The 21,165-nt window shown below is 47.3% G+C and carries 32 protein-coding genes; 22 read left to right on the forward strand and 10 right to left on the reverse strand.

All coding sequences use genetic code 11. The features are described 5' to 3' along the window. Window positions 1-55: 55 nt before the first annotated feature. On the reverse strand, window positions 56-301 hold the full coding sequence (locus tag AB7038_RS01590) for a transcriptional regulator (RefSeq protein WP_186722769.1): 246 nt from the start codon (window positions 299-301) through the stop codon (window positions 56-58). 101 nt (window positions 302-402) lie between these two features. Between AB7038_RS01590 and AB7038_RS01595 the strand changes: the two genes are divergently transcribed. The 16 genes from AB7038_RS01595 to AB7038_RS01670 all read left to right on the forward strand — a co-directional run bounded on the left by AB7038_RS01595 (window position 403) and on the right by AB7038_RS01670 (window position 8,075). Further along, window positions 403-1,110, forward strand: coding sequence for an XRE family transcriptional regulator (locus AB7038_RS01595; protein WP_186722768.1), 708 nt, complete (start codon window positions 403-405; stop codon window positions 1,108-1,110). Window positions 1,111-1,425: 315 nt separating this feature from the next. Continuing rightward, on the forward strand, window positions 1,426-2,451 hold the full coding sequence (gene rhuM, locus AB7038_RS01600) for a RhuM family protein (RefSeq protein WP_195432923.1): 1,026 nt from the start codon (window positions 1,426-1,428) through the stop codon (window positions 2,449-2,451). A gap of 221 nt (window positions 2,452-2,672) precedes the next feature. Then, window positions 2,673-3,068, forward strand: a complete 396-nt coding sequence (locus tag AB7038_RS01605; RefSeq protein WP_369452638.1) for a hypothetical protein — start codon at window positions 2,673-2,675, stop codon at window positions 3,066-3,068. Window position 3,069: 1 nt separating this feature from the next. Then, complete coding sequence (locus tag AB7038_RS01610; protein WP_004242323.1) at window positions 3,070-3,243, forward strand: hypothetical protein; 174 nt, start codon at window positions 3,070-3,072, stop codon at window positions 3,241-3,243. Next, window positions 3,236-3,631 carry a hypothetical protein gene (locus tag AB7038_RS01615; protein WP_195432924.1) on the forward strand — a complete coding sequence of 132 codons (396 nt, stop codon included), beginning with the start codon at window positions 3,236-3,238 and terminating at the stop codon, window positions 3,629-3,631. The genes AB7038_RS01610 and AB7038_RS01615 overlap by 8 nt, the downstream gene beginning before the upstream one ends. 2 nt (window positions 3,632-3,633) lie before the next feature. Next, entirely contained in the window at window positions 3,634-4,128 is a 495-nt protein-coding gene (locus AB7038_RS01620) for a hypothetical protein (RefSeq protein WP_195432925.1), read from the forward strand. Next, window positions 4,121-4,543, forward strand: a complete 423-nt coding sequence (locus AB7038_RS01625) for a hypothetical protein (protein ID WP_195432926.1) — start codon at window positions 4,121-4,123, stop codon at window positions 4,541-4,543. The genes AB7038_RS01620 and AB7038_RS01625 overlap by 8 nt, the downstream gene beginning before the upstream one ends. Before the next feature lie 74 nt (window positions 4,544-4,617). Continuing rightward, window positions 4,618-4,965 carry a hypothetical protein gene (locus tag AB7038_RS01630; RefSeq protein WP_195432927.1) on the forward strand — a complete coding sequence of 116 codons (348 nt, stop codon included), beginning with the start codon at window positions 4,618-4,620 and terminating at the stop codon, window positions 4,963-4,965. 42 nt (window positions 4,966-5,007) lie between these two features. Next, complete coding sequence (locus AB7038_RS01635) at window positions 5,008-5,493, forward strand: hypothetical protein (protein ID WP_195432928.1); 486 nt, start codon at window positions 5,008-5,010, stop codon at window positions 5,491-5,493. Between the two features lie 9 nt (window positions 5,494-5,502). After that, window positions 5,503-6,348 carry a hypothetical protein gene (locus AB7038_RS01640; protein ID WP_369452639.1) on the forward strand — a complete coding sequence of 282 codons (846 nt, stop codon included), beginning with the start codon at window positions 5,503-5,505 and terminating at the stop codon, window positions 6,346-6,348. 2 nt (window positions 6,349-6,350) lie between these two features. Further along, on the forward strand, window positions 6,351-6,959 hold the full coding sequence (locus AB7038_RS01645) for a hypothetical protein (RefSeq protein ID WP_195432930.1): 609 nt from the start codon (window positions 6,351-6,353) through the stop codon (window positions 6,957-6,959). Continuing rightward, window positions 6,956-7,177 (forward strand): hypothetical protein, encoded by a 222-nt coding sequence (locus AB7038_RS01650; protein ID WP_195432931.1) that lies wholly within the window; start codon window positions 6,956-6,958, stop codon window positions 7,175-7,177. Before AB7038_RS01645 ends, AB7038_RS01650 begins: the two co-directional genes overlap by 4 nt. Continuing rightward, window positions 7,174-7,431 carry a hypothetical protein gene (locus AB7038_RS01655; RefSeq protein WP_195432932.1) on the forward strand — a complete coding sequence of 86 codons (258 nt, stop codon included), beginning with the start codon at window positions 7,174-7,176 and terminating at the stop codon, window positions 7,429-7,431. The genes AB7038_RS01650 and AB7038_RS01655 overlap by 4 nt, the downstream gene beginning before the upstream one ends. Then, on the forward strand, window positions 7,415-7,555 hold the full coding sequence (locus AB7038_RS01660; RefSeq protein ID WP_004240001.1) for a hypothetical protein: 141 nt from the start codon (window positions 7,415-7,417) through the stop codon (window positions 7,553-7,555). Before AB7038_RS01655 ends, AB7038_RS01660 begins: the two co-directional genes overlap by 17 nt. Next, the gene (locus AB7038_RS01665; RefSeq protein ID WP_195432933.1) at window positions 7,552-7,872 is read left to right on the forward strand and encodes a hypothetical protein; all 321 of its coding nucleotides are present in this window, start codon (window positions 7,552-7,554) and stop codon (window positions 7,870-7,872) included. The genes AB7038_RS01660 and AB7038_RS01665 overlap by 4 nt, the downstream gene beginning before the upstream one ends. Continuing rightward, the gene (locus tag AB7038_RS01670; RefSeq protein ID WP_004239999.1) at window positions 7,869-8,075 is read left to right on the forward strand and encodes a hypothetical protein; all 207 of its coding nucleotides are present in this window, start codon (window positions 7,869-7,871) and stop codon (window positions 8,073-8,075) included. The genes AB7038_RS01665 and AB7038_RS01670 overlap by 4 nt, the downstream gene beginning before the upstream one ends. Here AB7038_RS01670 and AB7038_RS01675 read toward each other — a convergent pair. After that, window positions 8,032-9,255: a tyrosine-type recombinase/integrase gene (locus AB7038_RS01675; protein WP_109882457.1), complete on the reverse strand. Its 1,224-nt coding sequence runs from the start codon at window positions 9,253-9,255 to the stop codon at window positions 8,032-8,034. The genes AB7038_RS01670 and AB7038_RS01675 overlap by 44 nt on opposite strands. A 207-nt stretch (window positions 9,256-9,462) precedes the next feature. On the opposite strand from AB7038_RS01675, the gene hemP reads away from it, so the two are divergent. From hemP to AB7038_RS01700, 5 genes are all read left to right on the forward strand, one after another. Beyond that, window positions 9,463-9,531 carry a hemin uptake protein HemP gene (hemP, locus tag AB7038_RS01680; RefSeq protein WP_230486535.1) on the forward strand — a complete coding sequence of 23 codons (69 nt, stop codon included), beginning with the start codon at window positions 9,463-9,465 and terminating at the stop codon, window positions 9,529-9,531. 107 nt (window positions 9,532-9,638) lie between these two features. Next, complete coding sequence (locus AB7038_RS01685; protein WP_368889217.1) at window positions 9,639-10,706, forward strand: hemin-degrading factor; 1,068 nt, start codon at window positions 9,639-9,641, stop codon at window positions 10,704-10,706. Beyond that, window positions 10,703-11,530, forward strand: a complete 828-nt coding sequence (locus tag AB7038_RS01690) for a heme/hemin ABC transporter substrate-binding protein (protein ID WP_369452640.1) — start codon at window positions 10,703-10,705, stop codon at window positions 11,528-11,530. Before AB7038_RS01685 ends, AB7038_RS01690 begins: the two co-directional genes overlap by 4 nt. Then, window positions 11,527-12,519, forward strand: coding sequence for a FecCD family ABC transporter permease (locus AB7038_RS01695; RefSeq protein ID WP_369452641.1), 993 nt, complete (start codon window positions 11,527-11,529; stop codon window positions 12,517-12,519). The genes AB7038_RS01690 and AB7038_RS01695 overlap by 4 nt, the downstream gene beginning before the upstream one ends. 1 nt (window position 12,520) lies before the next feature. Continuing rightward, window positions 12,521-13,321, forward strand: coding sequence for a heme ABC transporter ATP-binding protein (locus AB7038_RS01700; RefSeq protein WP_368889214.1), 801 nt, complete (start codon window positions 12,521-12,523; stop codon window positions 13,319-13,321). Here AB7038_RS01700 and AB7038_RS01705 read toward each other — a convergent pair. Continuing rightward, window positions 13,318-13,896: a hypothetical protein gene (locus AB7038_RS01705; protein WP_368889213.1), complete on the reverse strand. Its 579-nt coding sequence runs from the start codon at window positions 13,894-13,896 to the stop codon at window positions 13,318-13,320. The two genes, AB7038_RS01700 and AB7038_RS01705, sit on opposite strands and share 4 nt — an antisense overlap. Window positions 13,897-14,185: 289 nt before the next feature. Between AB7038_RS01705 and AB7038_RS01710 the strand changes: the two genes are divergently transcribed. After that, window positions 14,186-14,554 (forward strand): helix-turn-helix domain-containing protein, encoded by a 369-nt coding sequence (locus AB7038_RS01710; RefSeq protein ID WP_004235398.1) that lies wholly within the window; start codon window positions 14,186-14,188, stop codon window positions 14,552-14,554. 52 nt (window positions 14,555-14,606) lie between these two features. Here AB7038_RS01710 and sodC read toward each other — a convergent pair whose 3' ends face one another. The 7 genes from sodC to arnT (AB7038_RS01745) form a co-directional block, all read right to left on the reverse strand. Further along, window positions 14,607-15,134 (reverse strand): superoxide dismutase [Cu-Zn] SodC, encoded by a 528-nt coding sequence (gene sodC / locus AB7038_RS01715; RefSeq protein ID WP_349418143.1) that lies wholly within the window; start codon window positions 15,132-15,134, stop codon window positions 14,607-14,609. A 75-nt stretch (window positions 15,135-15,209) separates the two neighbouring features. After that, the gene (locus AB7038_RS01720) at window positions 15,210-16,226 is read right to left on the reverse strand and encodes a lipoate--protein ligase A (RefSeq protein WP_004239991.1); all 1,017 of its coding nucleotides are present in this window, start codon (window positions 16,224-16,226) and stop codon (window positions 15,210-15,212) included. Between the two features lie 56 nt (window positions 16,227-16,282). Next, window positions 16,283-16,768 (reverse strand): C40 family peptidase, encoded by a 486-nt coding sequence (locus tag AB7038_RS01725; RefSeq protein ID WP_072868417.1) that lies wholly within the window; start codon window positions 16,766-16,768, stop codon window positions 16,283-16,285. Between the two features lie 91 nt (window positions 16,769-16,859). After that, on the reverse strand, window positions 16,860-18,557 hold the full coding sequence (gene arnT / locus AB7038_RS01730) for a lipid IV(A) 4-amino-4-deoxy-L-arabinosyltransferase (protein WP_369452642.1): 1,698 nt from the start codon (window positions 18,555-18,557) through the stop codon (window positions 16,860-16,862). Between the two features lie 194 nt (window positions 18,558-18,751). Further along, complete coding sequence (gene arnF, locus AB7038_RS01735; RefSeq protein WP_368889300.1) at window positions 18,752-19,147, reverse strand: 4-amino-4-deoxy-L-arabinose-phosphoundecaprenol flippase subunit ArnF; 396 nt, start codon at window positions 19,145-19,147, stop codon at window positions 18,752-18,754. Next, window positions 19,144-19,494, reverse strand: coding sequence for a 4-amino-4-deoxy-L-arabinose-phosphoundecaprenol flippase subunit ArnE (arnE, locus tag AB7038_RS01740; protein ID WP_108656886.1), 351 nt, complete (start codon window positions 19,492-19,494; stop codon window positions 19,144-19,146). The genes arnF and arnE overlap by 4 nt, the downstream gene beginning before the upstream one ends. 6 nt (window positions 19,495-19,500) lie before the next feature. Further along, window positions 19,501-21,162, reverse strand: a complete 1,662-nt coding sequence (gene arnT / locus AB7038_RS01745; protein WP_368889210.1) for a lipid IV(A) 4-amino-4-deoxy-L-arabinosyltransferase — start codon at window positions 21,160-21,162, stop codon at window positions 19,501-19,503. Window positions 21,163-21,165: the final 3 nt, after the last annotated feature.

A 21,165-nucleotide genomic window follows, 5' to 3' on the forward strand; every position in this document is an offset into this window, starting at 1 on the left:
TGATAACTGCAACAGCATTTCCTGAATCCATTTACTGTCATCAGGAAAATAGCTGTCAGGCATCAGTATGTTTTGGTTCGGATGCATAACATTCCCCAAATAACTCAGGTAAATCAGGGCGGATTTCGCAGGCACGAACGATGCCGTTCGTTGACTTCACAATCAGAGGGACAATCTCAGGGGATACCCGCGATTTATTTTTTAACCACTTGTAAACCGCCTGCTGAGTCACGCCACAAGCATCTGCAAGTTTTTGCTGAGTGCCGAGCAAACCTATTGCGGTTTTAATCGCTACATTCATAACAACCTCCGTTTTATTTTCACATAATAAAACTATAGTTGTTTTTAATCAACAACCAAAATCTTATTGCCTAAAAACAACCGAGGTTGTATATTTCGATTATGAAAACGACACTTGCACAACGATTAAAACTAGCCAGGAAGCATGCCAATCTCTCTCAGAAAGAGCTTGGTGATGCTATTGGCGTATCGCAGGCAGCAATCCAAAAAATTGAATCCGGAAGCGCTCAGACATCAACAAAGCTGATTGAGATAGCCGGAGCACTGTCTGTACCTGTAGAGTGGCTGGCATACGGCGACGGGGATAACCCGCTACTTCCGGTCGGCGATACCTATTCAGTTAAGGCTGAGCAGGCGATTCCCGCTGTTATAAAGACTTATAAAGTGGAAATCCTCGATGTTGAAGCCAGCGCTGGCCCTGGTGTGATGGTGCTTGATGATTTTATTGAAACCATTACGGCAATTGAGTATTCGGCAGAAGAGGCAAAGAGACTATTCGGCGGAAGACCAGCTGAAACAATCAAGATGATCACCGTGAAAGGTGACTCTATGGCGGACACCTTCGAACCACGCGATCAGATATTCGTTGATATGACTGTCAACCATTTTGACGGTGACGGAATTTATGTCTTCATACTGGATAATCAACTCTACATTAAGCGCCTGCAAATGCAGTACAAGCGCCTTGCCGTTATCTCTGACAACGCGAAATATGAAACATGGCACTTAAACGAAGAGGCTATTGACGGCGTATTCATACAAGCCAAGGTGCTGGTTAGCCAGTCTATCAAATATAAGTTCCACGGCTAACAGTGGCCTGACGACACATTCTGATGAAGAGAATAAGCGGCTGGTTCAGACGCAATAAGTTACTCACACTACTGGTTGCGCTGATAGCTGCCGGCGCTTTAGTTTTAGAGCTTATCTTTGAATGTACGCTGATACCAGTTCTTATTTGGCTGTCTGAGGTCTAACACTGGAGGGTGTATGCAAGCTTTACAATGGATGCGTAATAACCGGTTTAAGTTCCTGCTGTCAGTTGTAGTGGTGTTTGAGAGCGTGAACTACCTGATGGCCTGACGACACGTTTTAGGGTGTGGTGTTTTAATTCAATAAGGAAGGTAGATGAGCAATAATGATGAAGTGAATTTCAAAGTTGAGGTTTATCAAAAAGATGACCAACTTATTGATGTAAGGGTAGACACTGAAACTCAAGAAATATGGGTTACTGAAAAAGAGATCGCCAAGCTATTCAATGTAGCCAGAAACACGATAACAGAACACATAAATAATATATATTCTGATGGAGAACTAGACAGAAATTCAACTAGTCGGTCTCTCCGACTAGTTCGAAATGAGGGTAATCGCAAGGTTTATAGAGAAATAAACCACTACAGTATAGATATGATTAACTTCATAGGATTTCGCGTTAATGGTCGTAGAGCCGTCGAGTTTAGGCAGTGGGCCTCTGAATTAATAAAATCATATCTCCGTGATGGCTTCGTATTAAACGAAAAAGCATTACGTGACTCCCCTGAAAAAGCCAATGAGCTTGCTGCAAAAATCCGAGCCATTCGGGCCAATGAGCGACACGTATATGATAAATTAAAGGATTGCTTAAAAGAAAGTGCCTCTGACTATGATGCTTCCGCGCCAGAAGTTCGAAGTTTTTATGCAAAAATGCAAGACAAATTTCATTACGCAATAACAGGCATGGTTAGCGCAAAATTAATACTAGATAGGGCGAACCATGAAGATGATAATATGGGGTTAAGCACTTTTAGTGGTGTCTCACCAAATTTATCAGAAGCCAAGGTTGGTAAGAATTACCTAAAGGAAAATGAATTATACAGAATGAACTTGTTGTCTGAACAATTTTTGCTATATGCGGAGTCTACAGCTCTTCAAGGAAAAAAAATGACAATGAGCTCACTCATTGAGTATGTAGACAAACTGTTGGTTTTTAACGAATATGTTCTTATGCCTGATTATTCACACGGTAAAATGCTTAGAGATGAAGCCAACGAGCACGCGGATAGGCAGCACAAGCTATTTAAAAAGAAAAGAATTATAGAAAAAGCTGGGTATATATATGACCCTGAGCTCATGGCATTGGGAGAATTTAACTTCCTATTTGAAGACCAGGATTAACCCCCCAGCCCTCCCCGCGAGGGCTTTTTTGTGCCTGCAATTCCCCCCGCCCGTGTGATCTGCGTCCAATCGTGACGATTTTCTTAAAAAAATACACAATAGAAAACAACCAATTAACTAAATAAAAGCATATATCCTCACATACAAACAACTTTGGTTGTTGACACAAATACAACTTTGGTTTTAAATCACCTTACAAACACAAAGTGAGGGTTTAAAAAATGCTGACTATACATTGTATGTCAAATAGCGATGTGTCAGAAGTGGATATCCGTACAGCAGTTGGTGCATCCATGTTCACTTATATCTTCGTAAACCGCGATAACTGGAATAAGCGCCGACATATTGAAGCCAAAAACGATATCAGTGCACAAAATATCGTTGGTTCTGACTATATCTTTGCGGCTCGTTTCCGCTGGCGGTGTGACATGGCGCATGAAATTAAATTAGAGACGGTGACCAATAAAGCAGCTCAATTAAACGCCTTATTGTTCACGATTAGCGGTGAATTCACAGGCAACCCAATAACCGACAATCTCATCGAACTGGCTCATGAGTTATCTGACAGCGTCGCCTGCTGGCTGATTGAAGAAAACGCACAGAGAAAGGAGTCGTGACATGTCACAGAAAGCAATTCCCGACCGTGCGCAGCTCATAGATGTATTAACCCGAGTTAAGGCATTTACAACGGCTGCGCAATACCTGACCCGCGATAAAGAAGAACGCCGGTTATCACTGGAATTACTTTGCCAGGCAGAGGCCGAAATTGATGAGGTGCTTGAAAATGAATAATACACAATTAAAAGAAGCAGCCTGCGATGATTTAACTTATGCAAAATCAACCTTATCATTAATTATTAATAATGATGTGCCATTTGATACACATGCATTTAATACGGTCGAGGGTGTGGTTGAACAAATAGACCGGGCATTAAAAAATGTTGCCAGTATCAGTACAGAACAGGCTGACTCCAGCAATGAAGATTGCGATGTGTTTTTCGGTATGGATTTAGAATCATCACTTAACTCCGTACTTGGAACACTGGTAGCTATTGAAAATATGAGTGTAATTTTTGAAAGTAACTCATTAAAGGTAAACGCCACAACCTTAATTGAATTGATTGCATCCGTAAAAATAAATATGGATTCAATCTGCAAATACATTGCGGTACGGGGCTAATTATGGATATTCAAAATATCATTTCTCGCTTGGATTTCTCTGGACTTAATGCGATAGAAATTCAAAAAGCAATGAATAACATGGAGTTCACTGCTGATTCTATATTATCAGGCATTTCCTCATTAGGTAATATCATGTTTTGGGTTTCGGCTAATGATGATTATTCTGATTTTCGTGAAGATAGTGCCAATATCGGTCTGATGATAAAGCAAATAACCTTGATTGCCAGAACACTGACTGAACAGGTTAATGATCTTGATTGCAAAGCCCGTTTAGCCCCCCTGCGCAATCAAAAACCTGATGAACAGAGAAATGAAATTATTGGTGTTATTGGCGATATCAACAACGCTGAATTATCAATACAGCAACTTAAAAGTGATTTATACGAAAACGAACCAGAGAAAGAAATAATATTCGCACAGCTTGATTTAGTGGCATCTAAGTTAAGTGGTTCATTAGACCAACTGGAAAAAATGACAGGAAACAATCATGGCTAATAAATTTGAAGCAATCGAAAAAGCATCAAAGGGTGAAATCACTGTCGAAATGCGCCCTGTGTATGTTGTATCAGGTGCCAATCATGCTTACCTCAGTCAGGGTGGCGCACTGAATAAACTCGCCTACATTATCGCTGAAAAGCAATTTCGTGCGGAAGGTAAGCAGACGAACGAACCGGCTCAACCACACCAATTTGAGGATGGTACGACCGCATGGAAAGCAGGAGCACCACGGGATGAATTTATCGAACGAAAAAACGAAGTGCTGAACGAATTAAAAGCAGCGCTGCGCCATGAAAACGAAATTGTGAAATTGAAAGCTGAGTATCATAAAGCGAATAAAAAATTAGTTTCCGCTCAGGAAAAAGTTTCTGTCGCCAAATGGAAATTGCAGTCAGCCGCTAAAAACAAATAACAAAACACTTAATCAATTTTTAATTACAGCGCCTACGCTGTGGAATCCTTTTATCTTAAATCCGGATATCGATTATGGAAAATAACAAAATTTTATCAAACAGAAGAAAGTCATTCACTGACGCTTTCTTTCACCATCTGAAAAAGAAAGGTAAATCGGCTTCATTTAAACGCTCTGTGGATGGTGTGAAATATCAGATTGATTTAGATGCTGAGGTGCTGACACAGGCATTGATATCGCTCTATGAAAATAAGGCATGTAAAGACGCGGGTTATACCGTTCAGCAGATACTTGATTCATATGCCAACTACTACAACAAAAACGGAAACATCACACCAGACGGGGAAATGTTCATCAGTTTAATTACAGAGTTAATTGCTGAAAACATGCACAGAAAGGAATTAAAGAATGAGCCTGTTTAATGACCTGATTCAATCAAAAATCAAAATCGTAGAGGGTCTGTAATGAAAGATAAAGAAATGACACCAGAAGAAATTGTTGAATATTTAAAGGATACGAGTGCCCCATCATTTTTGTTAGATGCGGAACGCCTCAGAACTAATTATCCGCCATTAACGGAAGATGAAAAATCAGAGTACATGAAACACTCAATTAAAAACTTCAGAAAAATTATTACCGGTAAATATCTGCTGTCCTGTTTTTACCGGTTCGGTCACGGCGTAAATACTACCTTTGCATTCCGCCACGACAATAATGTTATTGCGGTTGATGAAGAAGTAATTGAAACACTACTTATTCATCAAATAGACAACCTGATCCTGAGCAAGCACCCTGATGACGGATATCAGGCTCTGTGGCGCTTTTATATGGCTAATGACCAATACGAGAAAGAGACTGGTCATAAATGGATGCAAGATTTTATCGACTCCATTTTTGCGAAAGGCACAAGTCTATTGGCTAAACCTGTCAGCAACACAACTATTCACTGAGGTGTAACCATGAAAAATGAATTAGTGGCGAAAAATCAGCAGCCGATGATGTCCAGTCGCGAAATAGCAGATCTGACAGGTAAGCGTATCGGCGACGTCCACAGAGATATCAGGGCTATGGTTCCCGCGCTGTATGCCGTTGATAACGGTAACGACGTCAGGTCATACAGTTGGGGAACCAGCAAAGAAGATATGAACTCGTTTTTGCTTCATTATAAAATTCAAGGGGTTATTGTTAATTTTGACGATAGAGGGTATGTATACGAGTTTCTCCTGGATCGCCGTCACACGGAAATCCTGATTTCTGGCTACGACATTGTTCGCCGTGCGGCCATCATCGACCGCTGGCATGCATTAGAGACCGGTGCAGCTTTACCTGATCAGTCATCAATCAGCCGCAAACAGTTAGCCCTTATGGTAATTGAAGCTGAAGACCGTGCAGAGGCTTTTTCAATCGAAAATAAACAGCTTAATGCCACCGTTGAAAACCTCGAAAAACGCTTCCGCAAAGGCATGACAATTACTTCATTTTGCAAATCGCTGAACGGCGTCAACGTCAGTAAGGTGATGTCGTGGGCCGGTGAACGCAACTGGGTGTTTAATTCACGGCGTGACCAGAGCAAAAGCCCTAAATGGCGTGTTTCCTCATATGCGCGTGACAAATACCTGACAGAGGAAGAAACCCAGATCACCCCGCACGGTATGGATGAGTTTACCAAATTCACACCGGTGTTACTGGAAAAAGGCTGTCAGCGGTTGTTTCAGCTTTATATGAAAGGTGAATTACCGATGAAAAAGACATGGAACGGCGAATACAGCCACGATAAAGCCATTTACACAGCGGAAGGTAAATAACAATGAAAGAAAAATTACCATTCATAGATGCCGGATTGCTGCGTGCTGCTCTTATCCTGATTGCCGCAAAAGACGATCCGCGACCGGTAACCAAAGCCGCTCACATTAACGGTGAATTTATCGAGTCAACCAACGGACACGCCCTGGTTCGGATGAAGCACAATGCGTATTTTCACCATGATATCGTTGTGCAATTTAACGACCCCGTCCCTGATGATGCTGATTTTGCTGAAATCAAAGTGCTCGATGATGGCCTTTGCGTTGCAGTGTATTACCGCGAGGAAACAGAAGCAGAGTTTGTCCCGTTCGAAATATTTGCACTGACCCGCAGAACAGAGACATATCCTGATTTCGATATTTTCCTGAAAGGTGAATTTGTAAAAAACGCCCTGCCGCCGGTTAGTGCCAAATACCTGGCATTACCTCACCTGATGTTCGGTGCCGGTGTTGTGGATGCAATGTGCACAGAAGACGGGAAAGCCGTTCTGTTCAACATGGGGCCGCTGACCAATGAAATATATGGTGACCCGCAGCTCGTTGCTATGGCAGTTATGCCGAAGTATTTCGATGCATGCCGTGCCGCCCGTGAAGAAGGTATGGGGGACGAATGAAAATTGAATTTATCTCAAACGGCAACATAGCCAAGGTGGTGATCCGTTCTTTCATCACTGAAAACCGGAAACTGTATCGCCTGATTGATGCTGCCCTTCTCCGTGAAGAAGTGCAGGAATCAACCACCGGATTCTTTTTCCGGGTAACAACGATTTACGGCAAGCAGAACCATGTCCGCCGGGCACATAAGATTATCTGCCGGGAGGTGTCACGATGAGCCTGCAGGAAGAAGATTACGAAATCGGTGTGTACGACGACCCGCTGATAAAGGCGATCCACCATGTGGATGACGGACGGGATTACAGCCAGCGGATTATTCACGATATGCGGCAACGGTATTACATCAGAGCGGGGATATACCTTCCCCGCCCACCAGCACCACAGGTCGTTGCGCCGAAGTTAACCCCGACAATAGCGGGTAAAAAGCGGAATAAGAAAGTCAGGAAGGTGAGCCATGAACAAACAATTTGAAGCCACGATCCGCCGCATGTACGGCAGTCGGTACAGCTTAGAGCGGGATATGGAAGGCAATTACGCCCGTGAAATTGTTCGCCGTATGTTTGAAGTCTGGCGCGCTGCTAAGGGGATCAAATGATGAAAACAACTGATCAGTACCTGGTGCAAATTATCACGGCCGCCGGTCACGACCCGTCTGATATTACAGATGCTGTCTGGGGTGCCGGTTACCGGAAAACAGACTTTACCACTGAGCAGGTTATCGAAATGGCGGTTAATCAGACCGCCGATACGGTGCTGAGCGGCTTCCCTGTTGAGACACTACCTAAAACGCAGGATGACCTCAGTCAGTACCATCTGAATGGGATTATCTTTGAAGCAAAGTGGGAAGGTACGCCTGCAGCAGTGGCAAATGCGGTATTGGTGAACGGGTATAAAAAGGAGTGTGAAAAATGAGCGATATCAGCAAACAGGAATCACCGTGGTTTAAAACCAGCGACCTGGCAGATCGGTATGATGTGAAACCTCACACTATCAGGGTTTGGGCAGGCAACGGAAAACAAAAACGCGAAGGTTTCCCGAAGCCAAAATTTAAATCAAAAGAATTAATTTTTCTCAAGCAGGATATTTTTGACTGGGAGAATGGTAAGCGATTTTAGTCAGTTTATCCCACCACTCCTCATACCCTTTTCTTTGCTCATTCAGGTAGGTGTACTTATCGTACACCTGCCATACCCCCGGTAATTTATGGCCGATCATAATTTCTGCAACATGTGGCGCAGTTATTTCTGACATGCGGGTCCGCATAGTTTTTCTCAGATCGTGTATAGACCATGTAGTGTATTCATCAAAATGGGGGGCCATTTTTTTATTAAGCAATACGGGAATATAAAGGTGCCCACCCTGTGTTAATTTTCCACCGTTAGGAGATGGCAAAAGATATTCACTACCATTGTTAATGGCTATCAGTTCACGCAGCAACACCTCAGCCGGATCAATTATCGGCCTTAAAATTGGCTTTTTACTTTTGCGTCCGGTTTTATGGTTTTCTGGTGGAACAGTCCAGACCCGTTCGGTGAAATCAAAATGCTTAACTTTGGCCTTCATCAACTCACCAATCCTGTTCCCGTAAAGTAGACACAATTTAATAATACAGCGGTTTCTGAGGTTGTAGCTCGGCTCATCTATCAATGAAAATAACAGCCTTATTTCGTCATCAGACAGAACCCTTTCCCCCTGATTCTCAACAATACCAAGATCGGCAGATGATACATTCGCCAACGGACTATTATTGATGATCCCGCGTCTGATCCCCCATGCATGGGCCAGTTTCGTATTTTGTAATACTTTATCAGCCACTGCCGGATACCGTTCGGCCAGTGCTTCAATCAATGAAAGCCACATATGCAGATCAGTTTCATCATGCGGATACTGCCCTATTTTTGGAAATACATGAATCTCAAAGGAGCGGAGGATCTGTTTGGCGTTAACCTTCACACCGTCCATGGATTTTTCCCACCATAAACGAATTACTCCCTCAACAGTTTTCGCCGTAACTGCCTGCTGTATTTTATTCTGCTTTACGACACGCGGGTTTCGCAATTGCTCAAGTTCACCGCGATAAAACAGAGCGGCCTCCCTGGCATCTTTTAGGCTGGTAGCAGGGTATGTCCCTACATCAATTCTTTCGGATTTTCCATCCCAGCGGTAACGAAACTGAAATATAACCTTTCCCTTTGGGGTTACCCTGACTGATAACCCATCCCGGTCTGCTTTTGTTACTATTTTTTCCGCAGTTTTACCTGATACTGAACGGAGCCATGAATCTGTTAATGCCATATCTCTTAACCTCAAAAATTAGCTGCTAAGATGATATTTTATGTACACAGATATGTACACATTTTTCATGATTTAAGGAAAAACAAGATGACTGCTTGTGACTATCCATGATACTAAATTAATAAAATTATACGTAAAAACAACAGAATAAAATACATTTCATATATATCCACTACCATTAATGACTGTTTATTAACACAGGTTATTATCTGCCACCAGAATGAGGAATATCACCTGCGCCGGACCAAAAACGGAAAACTCATTCTGACCAAATAACACACAGGCCAGCCACCTGTTTCCTTAAGGCAGCCAGCTTACTTTTTAATACCGGTTACCCGGTCTGCGCCGGTTTGGTGCAGATCACGAAAAAGTAAGGATCTGCTATGCACAGTGAAGCACTCTCCCGTTACCTCGCCCTGAAAGAACAGGGACATCTGATCCACGCCCGTGATATCGCCGCTGAGATGGGCATATCCGAAGCGGAACTCGCACACTGCCGGACCGGTTATGACGCCTGCCGCCTCACCCCGGATATTCCCGCCATTTTCCGGATGCTGGGCACCGCCGGGGAACTTAAAGGCATCACCCGCAATGACCACGCGGTCCATGAACATACCGGCACCTATGATAATGCTGAATTCGGGGAACACGCCTGCCTGCTGCTGAATCCGTACGGGCTGGATTTACGTTTTTTCCTGTCTCAGTGGCAGACGGTATTTGCCTTCGCGGAAAATACCCCGCGCGGCCTGCGCCACAGCCTTCAGTTTTTTGATCGCCACGGCGATGCTGTCCACAAAATTTACACCACCGCTGATACAGATATGGGTGTCTGGCATCATCTGACGGCACAGTTCGCCGCATATGATAACCCGCCGGTTGTTCCGGAACCGGCTGTCATCCCGGCCAGCGCGTCGCTGACACCGGAACAACAGGCCGAATTTACCCGCCACTGGCAGCAGATGACGGACGTCCACCAATTTTTTGTTCTGTTAAAAAGATTTAATATCAGCCGCTTGCAGGCATTCCGTTGTGTGGATAACACCCTGGCTCAGCGGGTGGATAACAGCGCGTTGTCACGTCTGCTCGCACAGTGTACGGAAGAACAGAATGATATTATGATTTTTGTCGCCAACCGGGGCTGTGTACAGATTTTTACCGGTGCCGTTGGCCGTGTTGAGCCTTATATCAGTCCCCGCGACGGACAGCACTGGATCAATATTTTCAATCCGACGTTCACTCTCCATCTGGTCGAATCGGCTGTTGCGGAATCCTGGATTACCCGCAAACCCACCACAGACGGTATTGTCACCAGCCTGGAATTATTTGATAAAAACGGCCGGGCTATCGCCCAGCTGTTCGGACAGCGTACCGAGGGTGAGCCGGAACAAACGGTCTGGCGCAGTCAGACTGATGCCCTGCTGACAGACTGCGGCGGTGAGGCAGCGGCATGAGAAAATATGTCCTCCTGCTACTGCTCTGCTTTTTTCCGTCTGCACACAGTATGCAGGGCAGCATTATTACCCTTGGCGGTGATGTCACGGAGATTGTTTTTGCACTCGGTGCCGGTGACCGGGTGATTGCCCGTGATACCACCAGCGAGCATCCGCCACAGGTCACTCAGTTGCCGGATGTCGGCTATCTGCGACTTCTGAATGCGGAAGGTCTGCTGTCGCTTCAGCCTTCAATGATCCTCGCCAGTGAACTGGCTTATCCGTCTGCCGTTTTATCACAGGTCAGTGCGGCGGGTATCCCTGTCGTCACTGTCAGTGCCGCTGCAGAGCTGCCGGCCATTACAGCGAAAGTCCGTCAGATTGCGGAGGCGCTGGCTTTGCAGTCAGCCGCCGCCGGACTGGTCGCTGACATTAACCGGAAACTGGATGCTGTACCGCAGACACCACTGCCGGTGAATGTACTGTTTCTGCTCAGCCACGCCGGTACCGCCCCAATGGCAGCCGGTACAGATACGGCAGCAGACAGCCTTATCCGTAGTGCAGGCGGAAGAAACGCAGCGGCTTCTTTCCGCCGTTATCGCCCGCTGTCCGCAGAAGGAATGATTGCCGCTCAGCCCGATTTAGTGGTGATCACCCGCAGCGGTCTGGCTTCTCTCGGCAGCACCGGCAATCTCTGGCAGTTGCCGGGACTGGCCCGGACACCTGCAGGAAAACATAAGCGGGTGCTGGTGGCTGATGATATGGGATTTCTCGGCTTCGGGTTACAAACCCCGGATACACTGCATCAGTTACGTGAAGCGATGGAGGCGGCAGCCGTGTTATGAACAATCCGCCCGCTTTTCATCTGCGCCGCCTGTGTCTCTGTTTTCTGTTGGTGCTCATGATATTGGTTGCCATGAATACCGGCGGACTGCCGGTTTCCGCCGGCGCATTCCTGCGGGATGAAATAACCCCGCAACTCTGGCAGATCTGGTTATCTGTCCGTCTGCCACGGATTGTTCTGGCGGTTCTGGTGGGCATGGCACTGGCCACCGCCGGGGTATTATTGCAGGGATTATTCCGCAACCCGCTGGCAGACCCGGGTCTGCTCGGGATAAGCAGTGGCGCAGCGGTTGCGGTGGCACTGGGAATTGTCTTTATCGCGCCTTATCTGAGTGGTGCAGTCACATTGTATCTGCATATTATTACAGCCTTCAGCGGCGCACTTTGTATCAGCGGACTGATTTTTCTGCTCAACCGCCGCCGTCAGCCTTTGCTTCGCCTGTTACTGTGCGGCATTGCCGTTAACGCAATCAGTATGTCCTTTGTCGGCGTGCTCAATTACCTGAGTGATGATAAAGAATTACGTCAGTTTTCACTGTGGATGATGGGCAGTACAGGGCATATCAGCTGGATACTGCTGCTGCCGGCTATTCTGCTGGCTCTCCCTGTGTTTTATGCTGCATTCAGACTGGCACGTCCGCTGGATATGATTCAGCTGGGGGAAGAAGAAGCGCATTATGCCGGGGTGAATGTCCGCCGGACGCAACAGTGTGTCCTGCTGATCAGTGCCCTGCTCACCGGTATCGCTGTGGCAATGAGCGGAATTATCGGTTTTATCGGCCTGGTTATCCCGCACCTGATGCGCATGATTTTCGGCTGGCACCACCGGCTTCTGCTGGTAACATCAGCGCTTGCCGGTGCACTGCTGTTACTGCTCTCCGATACACTCGCCCGCACACTGGTGGTACCGGCAGAAATTCCGGTCGGATTACTGACCGGACTGCTCGGCGCACCTTATTTTCTCTGGCTGATTTTCTCTGTGAAGGAATGATATGCCCCGTATAACCGCCAATAATCCGCCACCGGTACTGGTTGCAGAGAATGCCAGTTTCTCCCGCCACGGACAGCCGGTAGTCAGTGATATCTCCCTGGCTTTACACTGCGGAACCATCACTGCTGTTACCGGCCCGAACGGCGCAGGGAAATCAACCCTTCTTCGTTTACTCAGCGGCTATTACCCCTGTGACAGCGGGCAGATCATGCTGCGCGGAAAACCAATGGCGTCCTGGTCTTCCGGTGCTCTGGCACAAATCAGGGCGGTAATGACACAACAAAGTGTTATCTCTGCCCCTTACCGGGTCAGAGATATTATTGCGCTGGGGGATTTGCACAGAGAGTACACACACCAGGTAACTATTGATGAAGTGATACACCTGACGGCCTGTGAACCACTGCTGGAGAAACGCTGGTATCAGCTTTCCGGTGGTGAACAACAGCGGGTTCATCTGGCGCGCGCGCTGATGCAACTAAGCTGTCCGCTGCCTCTCCCCCGCCTGTTATTACTGGATGAACCCACTGCTGCACTGGATCTTCACCACCAACAGCATCTGATGCGGATGCTGAAACAGCGGGTAAGCACGACCTCTCTGGCAGTTTTCTGTATTCTGCATGACCTGAATCTGGTCTCTCTATATGCTGACCACGTCATCATGCTGAATAACGGGCGTATTGTCCGTCAGGGAACACCGGGAGAGGTGCTGCAAAAAACGGTACTGGCGGAAACTTATCAGGCAGACCTGATAACACTCCGCCATCCGCTTACCGGCAATACATCTGTGTTACTTGCACCTTAATGTTGATCAGGTTTTGCCGTAACTCGTTGTTTACGGCAAAACATGATTGCCGAAAGCAGACATAAAGTGTAGCCGAGTAATTCACAGCCTTCTTCGGCCATGTTTTTTGCCAGCCGGTTAAAATCATCGCCCATCATTCCGCGCCATAAAATTCCCATGCCAAACAACCGGGAAAAGACCAGAACCACCAGCAAACCGGTAACCATCATTCCGTATGCAGGATGTGAGACAAAGCGATACAGTCCGTTAACTGCCGTGCGCGGATGCAGGAAGGCATAAATAATCGCAATCAGTGAGGCCGGAACGGCAAACCAGAACCATGCCCCGTGAGAAATATAATCAAAAATCTGATCCAATTCTCTGATCAGCATACTGGCAAAAAACCCCGCAATCAGGAAAAAACCCGCCCTGTCCTCCGGCTCCCGCAGCCCTTTGCGGAAAAACAGTACAATCACTGCCAGCAGCATCACCTCGGCAACAATTTCTGTCACCGAGTCTTCACCCAAATCATTCTTAAGAACCAGAATATCAATAAACAACAGACCTGTACTGGCAGCCATAATCAGTGCCAACATAAAAAAACGTCCCATTGCCCCAAAAAGAAACCGAAATTGCTGTGACATAACCATCCTAAATTATATTTATCGTCGGCAGATTCTATCGATTTTGAAACTATAATTGGTGACATATGGTGCTATATGCTGGTGATAAACTAATTGGTTTAATCTATTGGTCTGATAATGATTCTCAATCATGAAAGGCACGATTTGCCTACACAATTCTTGGAAAATTCATAAAATATGGTTAATAACATATGTGACTATTAGAATTTATAGATTGTAAGCCCGATTTTGGGAGGTGAACATGTCAGAAAGTGTAGTGAACGATATTATCAAATGGCTGGAAACTCAGTTACAGCGCAATGAAGGGATCAAAATTGATACTATTGCGGATAAGAGCGGTTATTCAAAATGGCATCTCCAGCGTATTTTCAAAGATATCAAGGGATGCACATTAGGTGAGTATGTCCGTAAGCGCCGCCTGCTGGAAGCAGCAAAATCTCTGCGCGATAACGATATGTCTATTCTGGATATCGCGTTACAGTATGGCTTCAGCTCACAGGCAACTTTTACCCGCATCTTTAAAAAGCATTTCAATACCACGCCGGCAAAATTCCGTGATCACGGTCAGCTGCCGGAGCCGCGCTGTTTTATGGAGTGTGGTTCACACTAAACGGCTGAAAAAATACCCCCGTCTGCCGCAACCGGCCAAACGGGGATATTTTTTATTCTGCTGCAATCACGCCACAGGCAATCCGTGCTCCGCCGCCACCTAATGGTGCCGGTGAATCTGAATGATTGTCACCGCCCGCATGAACCATAATGGCATGCCCTTTAATTTCGCTGAGTTTTTTAAGCCGTGGTGCCAGCACCTGAGTGGTCGCTTTACCGTCATCTGTCACATACAGCACCGGTAAATCGCCCAAATGGCCGTCTGCATATGGCCCGGCATGAACTTTTGTACCTGCAGGGTCAAAATGGCCGCCTGCGGCCAGAGCAGCTACCGGTTTACCCTCTTTCTCTGCAGCATCACAGGACGGATTTTCGTGGATGTGAAACCCGTGCACGCCCGGCGGTAACCCATTCAGCGCCGGTGTAAACAGCAAACCATAATCCGTTTCCTGAATATCAATAGTGCCGACAATCTTCCCGGTACCTTTTTCTGTCGCTTCATGCAGGGTAACGCGCTCAGTTGCCGCCAGGGAGGTTGATGCCCCCATCAGGATTAACAACGGAATAAGTTTTTTCATCATATGCTCCTTCAGTTTATTATTCCTGACCTATCCTACGGCACCGGGTCGGATTGTCTTTCAGATTAACGGCATATTTTACTGAAGCTCTGCCACCAGCCAGTCCCGCAACTGGATCAGTTCATCGTGCATGTCCGGATAACCGGCCATAAGCTCAGTAAATACCGCTGTCACCGCATCAGCACTGTAACGCTGACCCGTCAGCAGTTGTGCCAGTTGCTCCAGCGGAGCCGGGTCAAGACTGTCAGTAAAAATCTGCGCCCGGCTGATCATGCCGCGCTCCACATCAAAATGCAGTTCAATACCGCCCCATTTAAAGCGGGTATCCAGCAGATGGCTGAAGGCCGGAGCATTGCCGAAATTCCAGTCCCAACTGCTTTGTCTGGCAAAGGTCTCTGCAAATCCCGGCAGATCGGGAAGTGAATCCGGCGAAATCAGTTCCGCTTCCGCTTTCTCGCCGTAATAGTCGAAAAATGCAGCTTTAATCGCTTCGCAAACCTGTTCATGGTCAATCCCGGGAATAATTTCCGTCAGATTGGTCACCCGCGAGCGGACAGAAGTGATCCCTTTGGCCTGCAGTTTTTTCGGATCCGGGTTGAGATAATCCGCCAGGCGGCTTAAATCCGCATTGATTAATACCGTGCCGTGATGGAAGCCGCGATCTTTGGTTTCCCGGTACGCCGAGCCGGAAATTTTCCGCTCACCGTCTTCGCAGTTAACCACCAAATCATTACGGCCGGATGCTGATACCGAAATACCGAGCCGGGATAAGCCGTTGAGGATAATATTAGTAGAAACCGTTTTGTCATATTCCGGTTTCCCGGCCATAAAGGTGAAATTCGTATTTCCCTTGTCGTGGAATACCGCCCCGCCGCCACTGCTTCGCCGGGCTAATTTAATATGGTCGGATTCCATTTTGCGGGTATTACATTCCTTCCACGGGTTTTGCGCCCGGCCGATAACCACTGTGTCATTATTCCGCCATAAAAACAGCACACGCTGGTCAGCAGGCATCTGCCGGAAAATACACTCTTCAACGGCAAGGTTAAACCACGGATCAAAGGAATCAGAAATAAAAAGACGAAGTGACGACATGTTGTCCCCCGGAGAAAATAGGCTGCCGATAAGATAGCATATTTATCCCGGTGATTTTAAAGTCTGCGCGCCTGCCAGAAGACTTTTTTCCAATAGACGTTATCAAGGCTGGAACGCATCACACCTTTACTGGTCGAAGCATGAATAAAGGCGCGATCAGAATCATAAATACCGACATGTAACCCGTTTTCGCCGCCGCCGGTTTTAAAGAACACCAGATCACCGGGCTGTAAATCCGCAACATCAATCCGGGTACCGTAAGTTGTCTGCGCTTTGGTGGTGCGCGGCAGAGAAATAGCAAAGCGATCATTAAATGTCCGGTAGACAAAGCCGGAACAATCAATACCGTTTAAATCCATTCCGCCGTAATGATATGGTGTGCCGTACCATTGTGATAACTGTTCCCGTAACTGGGCAATCACCATAATCGGGTCTGATAACTCTGTTTTGACCGGTGGTGCATGATATTTACGCGGCGTCGATGAACAGCCGACAACGGCTAATACGCAGATAAAAAGCAGAGAACGGAATATGATTTTCATTGTATTATCCCCGGTGCGGCAGACCTTCAACCCGCAATACTGTATTAATATCTGCGGGTGAAAGTCAATATTTGCCGTATTTTACCGGGTGTTAAGGCATTTTCCGGTAATAAAGTAGTGTCAGGTTTTCATCAGTAATAAATTCATCCGCCGGAGAAACATCCTCTTCATCCAGCCCGTGACGGTCACGCAGGATCAGCGCAACATTACCGGTTTTACGGGCGTTCTTCAGCCAGGATTCAAAATCATCATGTGCAATAAATTTTGATTTTGTATCCGGATAAATATCGCTCAGCCCGTATTTCAGTTCTCCCGGGCGGTCAAACATATAAATATCACTGCGCTGTAATTCCCAGGCCGCTGAAGTGCCGACACCCACACTGTTAACCAGAATATAACGGGCATCTTTCAGAAGTGCGATATTATCCTGAATAAAAATCTGCGGTAAATTTGCCCGCTCTGTGCGGGCCGGCAGCAGTGAGCTGACCGACAAACTGATCGCTACGGTGCAAAATGCTGCCAGCATCCAGTAACGACACCCCTTTATCAGGGTGAACACCGAAACAGCAATCCAGAACAGAAAAATCGCAATGGCTCCGATAAATTTCCCGCGCTCATCCGCAGAATATACCAGAGCATTTTCCAGATTATTTATCACCAGCAGGGCAATAACTGCGCAACCACCGAAAATAATATTGATCACCGCGTTCAGTTTAAAGATTGATACGGCTTGTTTCTTTATCAGGGTATGGATATACGCCGCCATCAGGAGTGTCAGCGGCGCGATAACCGGCAGAATATAGGTCAGTAATTTTCCTTTGGCAATACTGAAAAATAAGAACGGCAATACTGTCCAGCACAGCAGGAAGAATAACGGCTTATTTTCACGGCGCTGTTGCCAGCCCTGTTTTAATGCCCCGAATAAAAAACCACTCCAGGGTAAAACACCGGCAAACAAAATCGGAATAAAGAACCAGAACGGTGAGAGGTTTTGTGCCTCTTTACTCATAAAACGCTGGATGTGCTCAACCATCACAAAATAGCGCCAGAAATCAGGCTCGGCGTGATAAATCGCCAGCGCCCACGGCAGTGTGATAAGCCCGGCGGCCGCAATTCCTGCCCAGCAATAGCAGAGCATAGTTTTAAGACGGCGGTAGAAAATATGCACCGGGATCAGTGCAATAACCGGTAATACCAGTGCCAGGAAACCTTTTGTCATCAGTGCCATGCCACAGGCCAGCCCGAAGGTGACCCAGTAGCCCAGCAATGCACGGCGTGATTGCGCGGTGGTCAGGCCATAACTGAGGTAAATCACCAGTGTGACCCACATGGTCAGAATCGGATCCAGCGTACTGTAGGTCCCGAGAGCAAGCACCAGTAACATACTGGCATACAGGAAGGCCGCTGTACGGGCGATGACTTTCTCATCCCACATTTTCATTGCCAGCCGGTAAACCAGCAATGTGCTGACCATCGTCGAGAACAGGACACCAAAACGCACTGCAAATTGTGTATGACCGAACAGCATCTGACTGATGTTATTTACCCAGTAACCCGCCACCGGTTTTTCAAAATAGCGGATATCCAGCAGATGCGGCACTACCCAGTTGCCGTCAGCCAGCATTTCCCGGCTGATTTCCGCATACCGGGTTTCATCCGGCTGCCATAACGCACGGAATTCCAAAGGAATAAAATAAGTCACTGCAATAAACAACAGAAATAACACAGTCCACATTGCGGCAGACGGATACGCCACATTAAACGCGGACTTACGGCTGTTAACGTCCAATATAACCTCCGGACAGGGATACAATTTTATGACAATAAGGTAACCATCTCTGTTACTTCCATTAAGACCAGAGCCCTGCAGAATAATTCACGGAAGAACAGGATATTTTTGTTATACAAGAAAGAATAAAAGGGAGGATTAATTCAGGCTTAACGGTTAATGGCGGCTTAATAAAACAGTAAACCGCCCCGTGACTATGCGGCTGGCTTCTCTTTACTGTGGATCAGACGCACACCAAACAGAATAAAAATAATACCGATGCTTTTTATCAGCGACACACCTTCATTAAACCAGGGCAGAAAGGCAGCCAGCAGATAGACAAACACATAACTCAGGCTGATAAGCGGATAGGCTTTATTGAGCGGCAAATCCCGCAGCGCGAGCAGCCAGCACACCATTGACAGGACATACCCCACCAATCCGGCGAAAACGACTGCAAACGGCTGCCACTGAGATAACAGCCGGCGGATATCCAGCCATTGTGAACTCAGTGCAATATCGGGTAATTGTGTCACGCCCAGCTTCAGCAGCAACTGAGCGGCGGTGACAAACAGTACACTGCCGAGCACCCAGAGATATCCGCGCATCAGTGTCCCGCTCCCATCAGAATCACGCCGGTGACAATCGCGGCCACACCGCACCAGTGTCTGCGGGTCACCCGCTCACCGTATAAAAATTGTGCCACCAGGGTGACCACCACAAAGTTGATACTCAGCATCGGATAAGCGATATTCAGCGGCATCACCTGCAGGAGTTTCAGCCACAGCAGCATCCCCAGGCCGAGCAGAAATACCGCCAGCACCAGCCAGTACAGGCCTTTGCGTTTCGCATTTTCCTGCGCCGCCTGCCAGACATCCACTGCCTGCTTTTGGCAGATCTGACCGCCGCAGGTAAGAAAACTGACAATAATCAGTAAAACAATTTGACCGAACACCATCACACCTTATGGCTGTTTATCATAGATATAGAGGGTCATCCGGCTGTTTTCGGTCCGTTTGTCCGCCGGCGGCAGTTTGGCATCATAGGTGTCATTTTTATCTGTTACCAGCAGTGCGACCTGCCCTTTTTTGCGGGTCTCTGCCAGCCAGTCAGCGAAAGTCGCATCATTCAGCAGCCGGTATTCGCTGTCCGGATATTTCAGGCCGTAAGTCAGCTCACCGGAATTATTCAGCAGGTAAATATCACCGCGTTTCAGCTCCCAGGCCAGCCCGGCACCGATGCCGACACTGTTACTAACAATAAACGAACTTTTTTCCAAATCAGCCATATTCTGGCGGATAAACGCCTGCGGCAGTTTGGAATCCACAGAACGATCCGGTACCGCACTACCGAATGTCAGGCTGATCACCAGTGAGCAGGAAGCCGCCCACAGCCAGTGTTTTGCTTTCAGCAGATAACAGAGATACCCGATGATGCCCCAGATAGTAAAGGCGACAATGCCCAGTACCACTTTGGACCATTCATCCGGCTGATAGATTGGTTTTTTCACCAGATAGCTGGCAACGATCAGTCCGGCAACCGCCACCGCACCAAAGGTCAGGTTCAGAATACCGTTCGCCTGCAGCGCTTTCATCCGGTGTTTGCGCACACAGTCAACGCCGTATTTGGCAATCATGACCGCCAGCGGTGCCATCAGCGGCAGCATATAGGTCGGCAGTTTACCTTTGGCAATACTGAACAGCAGGAACGGGGCAACAAACCAGCAGAACAGGAAAAACATCGGCGGATTATTGCGCCGCTCTTTCCAGCCTTTAAACAATGCACCGGGCAGTAATGCCAGCCACGGCAGACAACCGAGCAGGATCACCGGGATGTAGTACCAGACCGGCGAGGCGTGCTGGGCATCTTCACCGGAGAAACGCTGAAAGTGCTCCACCACAATGAAATAGCGCCAGTAATCCGGCTCCTGCTGATGAACCGCAATCGCCCACGGCAGGCTGATCAGCACTGCGCAGATCACCGCCAGCGGACCGAATTTCAGTAACTCAAGGAAACGCCGCTGGTACAGCATCACCGGCAGCATTGCCACCACCGGGATCGCCAGCGCAAGGAAGCCTTTGGTCATAAAGCCCATACCGCAGGCCAGACCCAGCAGGCACCAGGAGGTTATCCTGGTTTTCACATTTTCGGCTTTCAGTGCCCTGAAGCTGAAGGCCATCGAGGCAATCACCCACATGGCAAACATCGGGTCGAGCACACTGTATGTGCCGACACTGAATACCAGAAACATGGAGACAAAGACCAGCGACGCAACAAATGCCGTGTGACGGTTGCGCCACATCAGGAGGGTCATCCAGTAAACCAGCAGAGTGCTGATAAGGATGCTGAAGACAGAGCCTGCACGGACAGCAAAATTGGTATGACCGAAGACCAGCTGGCTGACGTTATTCACCCAGTAACCGGCCACCGGTTTTTCAAAATAACGCAGATCGAGTAATTTGGGAACAACCCAGTCGCCCTGTGTCACCATTTCACGGCTGATTTCCGCATACCGGGTTTCATCCGGATGCCAGAGCAGACGATCATTGATCGGGAAAAGGTAAGTTAACACGAAAAAAAGAGCCAGCAGAAAGGCTCCGATTTTACTCGCCCGGTTATTCAGCATGCA

The organism is Morganella morganii (assembly GCF_041099235.1).
Lineage (GTDB): Bacteria > Pseudomonadota > Gammaproteobacteria > Enterobacterales > Enterobacteriaceae > Morganella > Morganella morganii_E.